The 6,259-nt window shown below is 61.1% G+C and carries 5 protein-coding genes and 2 rRNA genes; 2 read left to right on the forward strand and 5 right to left on the reverse strand.

The genetic code is table 11. The annotated features are described in order from the left end of the window. Positions 1-23 precede the first annotated feature (23 nt). Positions 24-1,850 (forward strand): ATP-binding cassette domain-containing protein, encoded by a 1,827-nt coding sequence (locus AC1DB0_RS23680; protein WP_054420431.1) that lies wholly within the window; start codon positions 24-26, stop codon positions 1,848-1,850. Positions 1,851-2,099: 249 nt separating this feature from the next. Here AC1DB0_RS23680 and pyrC read toward each other — a convergent pair whose 3' ends face one another. Together pyrC and AC1DB0_RS23690 are read right to left on the reverse strand one after the other, a co-directional pair. Beyond that, positions 2,100-3,164 (reverse strand): dihydroorotase, encoded by a 1,065-nt coding sequence (gene pyrC / locus AC1DB0_RS23685; RefSeq protein WP_420840197.1) that lies wholly within the window; start codon positions 3,162-3,164, stop codon positions 2,100-2,102. Between the two features lie 10 nt (positions 3,165-3,174). Further along, on the reverse strand, positions 3,175-4,368 hold the full coding sequence (locus AC1DB0_RS23690; RefSeq protein ID WP_006226253.1) for a M20 aminoacylase family protein: 1,194 nt from the start codon (positions 4,366-4,368) through the stop codon (positions 3,175-3,177). Between the two features lie 147 nt (positions 4,369-4,515). On the opposite strand from AC1DB0_RS23690, the gene AC1DB0_RS23695 reads away from it, so the two are divergent. Next, on the forward strand, positions 4,516-4,794 hold the full coding sequence (locus AC1DB0_RS23695) for an SWIB/MDM2 domain-containing protein (protein ID WP_008160134.1): 279 nt from the start codon (positions 4,516-4,518) through the stop codon (positions 4,792-4,794). A gap of 508 nt (positions 4,795-5,302) precedes the next feature. Here the strand turns inward: AC1DB0_RS23695 and AC1DB0_RS23700 are convergent. From AC1DB0_RS23700 to rrf (AC1DB0_RS23710), 3 genes are all read right to left on the reverse strand, one after another. Next, a complete protein-coding gene (locus AC1DB0_RS23700) occupies positions 5,303-5,668 on the reverse strand; it encodes a DUF4870 family protein (RefSeq protein ID WP_054420429.1) in 366 nt (121 codons plus the stop codon). 207 nt (positions 5,669-5,875) lie between these two features. After that, positions 5,876-5,988, reverse strand: a 5S ribosomal RNA gene (gene rrf, locus AC1DB0_RS23705). A 184-nt stretch (positions 5,989-6,172) separates the two neighbouring features. Next, positions 6,173-6,259, reverse strand: a 5S ribosomal RNA gene (rrf, locus tag AC1DB0_RS23710); the annotation flags it as partial.

A 6,259-nucleotide genomic window follows, 5' to 3' on the forward strand; every position in this document is an offset into this window, starting at 1 on the left:
ACGCCGCACACACGAACCCCTACATGGCCCTCGCAACTCTCATCACCCTTACCGACATCCAGCTGGCCTACGGCCACCACCCACTGCTGGACCACGCCGATTTCGCCATCCAGGCCGGCGAACGTATCGGCCTTATTGGCCGCAACGGCGCCGGCAAGTCATCGCTGCTGAGACTGCTCGATGGCCGCACCCTGCCCGACGACGGCGACATCGCCCGCAATTCCGGGCTGCGTGTGGCCACGGTCGAACAAGAGCCCGAACTGGACGAAAATGCCACGGTGTTCGATGTGGTCTGCAATGTGGAAGGCGACCACGAAGACTGGCAGCGCCCCTCCCGCGTGCGCTCCATGCTGGAAAAGCTGGGCCTGCCCGCGGATGCGCAGATCGCTGGCTTGTCGGGCGGCACCCGCAAGCGCGTCGCCTTGGCGCGCGCCCTGGTCGAAGAGCCCGATCTGCTATTGCTGGACGAGCCCACCAACCATCTCGACTTCGATGGCATCGCCTGGCTGGAAGACATGCTGCGCAGCTGGCGCGGCGCCGCGGTCATCATCACCCACGACCGCCGCTTCCTTGATGCCGTCACGACCCGCATTGTCGAACTCGACCGCGGCCGCCTGCTGAGCTTTCCCGGCAACTTCTCGCAATGGCAAGAGCGCAAGGCGCAATGGCTGGAGTCCGAGCGCCTGGAACAGGCTCGCTTTGACAAGCTGCTGGCGCAAGAAGAAGTCTGGATCCGCAAGGGCGTCGAAGCCCGCCGCACCCGCAACGAGGGCCGCGTGCGCCGCCTGGAAAGCCTGCGTGTCCAGCGCGCCGAACGCCGCGAACGGATCGGCGATGTGTCCTTGGCGCTGGCTGAAGGCCAACGGTCCGGCAAGCTCGTGGCCGAACTCGAACACGTCGGCAAGACCTTCGGCGACAAGGTCGTGGTGGACGACTACACCACCACCATCCTGCGCGGTGACCGCATCGGCATCATCGGCCCCAATGGCGCCGGCAAGACCACCTTGCTCAAGCTGATTCTGGGCGAAATGCAGCCGGACACCGGCACCACGCGCCTGGGCACCAACGTGGCCGTTGCGTACTTCGACCAGATGCGTGCGCAGCTGGACGAAAACGCCTCGCTCGTCGACATCATCAGCCCGGGAAGCGAATGGGTTGAAATTGGCGGCACGCGCAAGCACGTCATGACCTACCTGGGCGACTTCCTGTTTTCGCCCGCTCGCGCCGGCTCGCCGGTGCGCAGCTTGTCCGGCGGCGAACGCGCCCGCTTGCTGCTGGCCCGCCTATTCGCGCGCCCCGCCAACGTACTGGTCCTGGACGAACCCACCAACGACCTGGACATCGAAACCCTGGAACTGCTTGAAGAGTTGCTGCAGGAATACGCCGGCACCGTGCTGCTTGTCAGCCACGACCGCGCATTCCTGAACAACGTCGTCACCCAGACCATTGCCTACGAGGGCAACGGACACTGGCGCGACTATGTCGGCGGCTACGACGAATGGGTCGCCCAACGCCCGGCGCCGGCAGCTCCGGCCGAGGACGCCGACGTTGCCGCCAAGCCAGCCGACGACAGCGCCGCGCGCGCCAAGGCTGCCCGCCCCAAGCCGGCCAAGGCCACCAAGATAAACGCCTGGGACTTGCGCGAACTTGAAGGCCTGCCAGACGCCATCGCCGCGCTCGAAGCGCAGCAGGCGGAACTCGCAGGCAAGCTGGCCGACGGCAGCCTGTACCGCGACGCCCCTGCGGAAGTCGAACGCATCAACGGTGAACTCGCCAAGCTGGAAAGCGAGTTGGAAGAGAAGTTTGCACGCTGGGAATTGCTGGAAGCACGCCGCGACGGCACGCTTTGAAGCCGTCGTCTATGTAGGACGCCTGTGTAGGTTGTCTATGTAGGACGCCTGTGTAGGTTGTCTATGTAGGACGCCTGTGTAGGTTGTCTATGTAGGTCGTCTATGTAGGTCGTCTATGTGGGTCGTCTATGTGGGTCGTCTATATATATAGATGCTTTGCGACACAGCAAAAAATTCGGGGTGGACCGCATCTTGCCGTCCACCCCGTTTTTCATTGTCGACCGCGCATTTTCAGCGCAAGCCCGGTGCTCAGCAATGAGCGCGCCAGGCCAATGCTTCGCCGGCCGCCAGCGGAACCAGGGTCGTGTTGCCGAATGCCAGCTCGTCGGGCACTTGGTAAGTCTCGCGCACGAGCGTCAACGTGCCGGTGTTGCGCGGCAGGTCGTAGAAGTCCGGGCCATGGAAGCTGGCGAAGCCTTCCAGCTTGTCCAGCTTGCCAACGGCGTCGAACGCGGTCGCGTAGAGCTCCATCGCGTGCAGCGCGGTGTAGCAACCCGCACAGCCGCAAGCATGCTCTTTCAGGCCACGCGCGTGCGGTGCGCTGTCCGTGCCCAGGAAAAAGCGCGGGCTGCCACTGGTGGCCGCCTCGACCAAAGCCAGGCGATGCGTCTCACGCTTGAGGATCGGCAGGCAGTACATATGCGGACGCACGCCGCCCTGGAAAATGGCGTTGCGGTTGTACAGCAGATGCTGCGGCGTGATCGTCGCGGCGATCGGCCCTTCGGCGTCACGCACATACTCCGCGCCTTCCTTCGTGGTGATGTGCTCGAACACCACCTTCAGCGCCGGGAATGCGCGGCGCAACGGCTTCATGACGCGTTCAACGAAAATCGCTTCACGGTCGAAAACATCAATCGCCGGGTCCGTCACTTCGCCGTGCACCAACAAAGGCATGCCGCACTTCTCCAGCGCTTCGAGCGCCTTCGTGCACTTGCCCAGCAAGTCGGTCACGCCAGCGTCCGAGTTGGTGGTGGCGCCCGCCGGGTACAGCTTCACGGCATAGACCTGGCCGGACTCGTGCGCGCGGAAGATTTCTTCGGCGGACGTGTTGTCGGTCAGATAGAGCGTCATCAGCGGCGTGAAACCATCCGGGTTTCCGCCTGCCTTGCGCAGCGCTTCCAGGATGCGGCCGCGATACGCCAACGCCTGCTCGGTGGTCGTCACCGGCGGCTTCAGGTTCGGCATGATGATGGCGCGTGCGAATTGACGCGCGGTATCCGCCACCACGGCTTCCAGTGCAGCGCCATCGCGCAAGTGCAGGTGCCAGTCGTCGGGGCGGGTGATGGTGAGCTGAGTCGTGTTTTGAGTAGACATGAAAGGCTTCTTAATCTGCCAGCGGCATGCCCCGTTCTGCCAGCGCGCAGAACATCGCGCTGCCCAGGGGAATGACCGCATCGTTGAAATCAAAATGCGAGTTGTGCAGCACGCAGCCGGACTCGGCGCCGCCCTGGCCCAGCCGGAAGTACGCGCCGGGCTTGCTCTGCAACATGAAGGAAAAATCTTCGGAACCCATCGAGGGTACCAAGTCACGTACCACGTTTTCCTTGCCGATCATCTCGGTGGCGATATCGGCCACCAGATTCGCGTGCTGCGGCGTGTTCAAGGTCGCAGGATAGATGCGTTCGTAAATGAGTTCGGCCGTGCCGCCGAAGGCGCTGGCGATGGCAGTGACCAACTCGCGCATGCGCGTCTCGACCATCTCCTGCACGGATTTTCGGAACGTGCGCACCGTGCCAACCAGCTTGGCTTCGCGCGGGATCACACTCATCGCACCCGGATGGCCCGCCTGCATGGACCCGATCGACACCACAGCCGAATCCAGCGGGTTCACATTGCGCGACACGATGGTCTGCAACGCGGTGATGATCTGCCCGGCAATCGTCACCGGATCAATCGTCTGATACGGATGTGCGCCATGGCCGCCCCGGCCCGTAATCTGAATTTCGAAGCGGTCTGCTGCCGCCATCATCGGCCCGGGATTGATGCCGATGGTGCCGGGCCGGAGTCCCGGCCAGTTGTGCAAGGCATAGATCGCATCACACGGAAAGGTGTCGAATAAGCCATCCTCGAGCATGGCACGTGCGCCGCCACGCCCTTCTTCCGCTGGCTGAAAAATCAGCACGGCCGTACCGTCGAAATTGCGCGTCTGCGCCAGGTACTTTGCCGCGCCGATCAACACTGCTGTGTGGCCATCATGACCGCAACCGTGCATCAAGCCCGGCTTGGTGGACTTGTGGCCAAAGTCGTTGTCCTCCGTCATGGGCAACGCATCCATGTCGGCGCGCAGGCCGATCATGCGTCCGCTGTCGCAACGCTTGCCACGGATAACGCCCACCACACCGGTCTTTCCGATGCCACGGTGCACTTCAATCCCCAGCGCCTCAAGCGCGCCGGCCACGATCCCGGAGGTACGGACTTCTTCGAAGCCCAGCTCAGGGTGTGCATGCAAATCGCGCCGCAGCGCTGTCAACTCGTCATGAAAAAGCCGAATTGATTCCAACGGAGATCGTGCGTACATAGGAGGTTACAGAATGACGTGATAGAGGGGACGGTGCGCCCATTTTAGTTGCTACAGAGGATAAATGCCTTTGTCTTTACGAGAGAGACACGTTATGCTCCGGCCGCAGGACAATTTTTCCAACAGCCAGAGAAGGAGCGCCGCATTATGGCCACAACCTCCAAACCCGCGACCGCGCGCAAGCCGAACGCTGCATTCATGAAGCCCCTGACCCCCAGCGCCGAATTGGCCGCTGTCATCGGCTCGGAAGCCGTGCCGCGTACCGAGGTCACCAAGAAGATCTGGGAATACATCAAGAAGCACAACCTGCAAGATGCCAGCAACAAGCGCAACATCAACGCCGATGCCAAGCTGCTTCCGATCTTTGGCAAGGATCAGGTCACGATGTTCGAACTGACCAAACTGGTCAACGCACATCTGAAGTAAGCAGGCAAAGGGCGTACCCCGTACGTCCCTGCCTACTGAATTGTCGCGACGCCCTGGCTCACCGCCGGGCTAGCCCAACCCTCTTCGCGCAAGCGCTATTTTTCAGCGCAACCCTTCGCGCAAACCGGTCCTCCATGTTCTTTGGAGACGGCAAATTCCCGCATGATATCCATTCGATCAACTTCCATGATCGGCAAGCTGAGTGCGTCTTTTCAAGCCGCCTTTTCAAGCTGCCTTTCAAGCGGTTCGTGGCTACAGCCTGCGAAAGGCAACCGCCCTGCACTTGTGGCGCATGCACCCCGTATGCACGAGCGCTCGCAAGGCTCATAGAAGAGGCGCCAGCCGCACGCATGGACGTATCCCGAGCCCTACCCCACGGATGAGCGGCAAGGTCGGCAGGGCATGCCTGATACGCGCCGCACAGCAAACGCTTACGCATCAGTGAATGCCCGACGCGCAGACATGAAAAGGCCGGCGATATGCCGGCCTTTTTAACGTGCTGTACAGGTCAAGCGTACGTGGTTGGTGCACTGCCTTCCAGCAACGCCAGCCAACCTTTGATCAGCCGGTACAACACCCACACTACCGTCGCGATCAATCCGATCCAGCCGATGAAGATATACACCGCGATGCCGCTGATGGCGAGCCACAACATCGCCCACCAGAACGTGCGCAACATCCAGTCGAAGTGGGCGGCATATACCGTGCCGGCCGCATCGGAGCGCTTCAGGTACATCAACACAACCGCAGCCAGCGTCGCAATGCCCAGAATTCCGCTCGTCAGGAAGCCCAAGGCGAACAAGCCATAAGCCACGTGGGTCAGCGTGCGCAGGTCTAACGTCGTACCGGGCACAGGGGTCTGGGGATCACTCACGATAACGCTCCAACGAATTGACTCGGTCAATCTTACCGCACAAACTCCGCCCGCCCACGGACGTTGTTATTTGTGCACATTCAACATTGGCGCGGCTCACAGCCTGATTGCCGAAGGTTGACGCACGAATTTTTGCGCCGAATTTCATGCGGCAAAGGCACAAAAACAAAGCCCCGCCGGGAACCGGCGGGGCTTTGCGAGATAAGAGCTTGACGATGACCTACTTTCACAGACGTCCGTCCACTATCATCGGCGCGAAGGCGTTTCACTGTCCTGTTCGGGATGGGAAGGAGTGGTACCACCTTGCTATGGTCGTCAAGCGTAACTGCTTGAGGGGTTGCCTGACTCATCAACCGCTCGAATTCTGGGTACTGCTTCAGCACTGCAACGAACACCCAACTACTCAAGTGATATCAGGTATCACCTAATATCACGAACACCTTGGGTTCTCACTATAAAAGACAAAACCCCACAGGRTTACCTGTGGGGTTTTGCGGAATAAAAGCCTGACGATGACCTACTTTCACAGACGTCCGTCCACTATCATCGGCGCGAAGGCGTTTCACTGTCCTGTTCGGGATGGGAAGGAGT

Source organism: Achromobacter sp. 10T422 (assembly GCF_056394065.1).